Annotated in this window: 1 protein-coding gene; it reads left to right on the top strand. The window is 47.9% G+C overall.

Annotation, left to right across the window (positions count from 1 at the left end):
* Window positions 1–549 (top strand): diguanylate cyclase (locus R7Z50_RS29160; protein ID WP_318149967.1); only part of this gene is annotated, 549 nt, incomplete at its 5' end.
* Window positions 550–593 lie beyond the last annotated feature (44 nt).

Below are 593 nucleotides of genomic sequence, written 5' to 3'. Positions count from 1 at the left end.
AAACTCGAACAAGCGAACCTTGAACTTGAGAAATTGAGCTTTATGGACAGCTTGACGCAAGTGGCGAATAGACGCAGATTTGATGAACGTCTTCATGTACTTTGGTATCACCATATTCGTGAAAAATTGCCTTTGACTATCATGTTGTGCGACATCGACTTCTTTAAAGATTACAACGACTGTTACGGGCACCAACAAGGCGACGAGGCGTTGATTCGTGTCGCGGCGGTCTTCAAGCAAGTGGTCAACCGTTCTTCAGACTGCGTGGCTCGATACGGTGGTGAAGAATTTGGTTTTATCTTGCCAAACACGACAACAGAAGGCGCAGAGCAAGTCGCTCAACGCATTCATCAACAGATTAGACTGCTTGATATGGAGCACGGTAGTTCGGAAGCTTCAGAACACCTCAGTGTGAGTATCGGCTTTGTTTCTTACGTTCCTCAGCATGGTGATGAGCCTGAAATGGGCATCGCTATGGCCGACAGTGCGCTATACCAGGCCAAAGCCGATGGCCGTAATCGCACCTGCATCCACCCTAGTTCCTTCTAGCGCTTTGTGACCGCTTGCTCTAAGTTGATAGCAAGCGGTTTAAA

The sequence above is a fragment of the Vibrio sp. 1249-1 genome (assembly GCF_033340495.1).
Note: the sequence above shows the minus strand (reverse complement) of the source record. Positions and strands in the feature narration are given on the sequence as shown.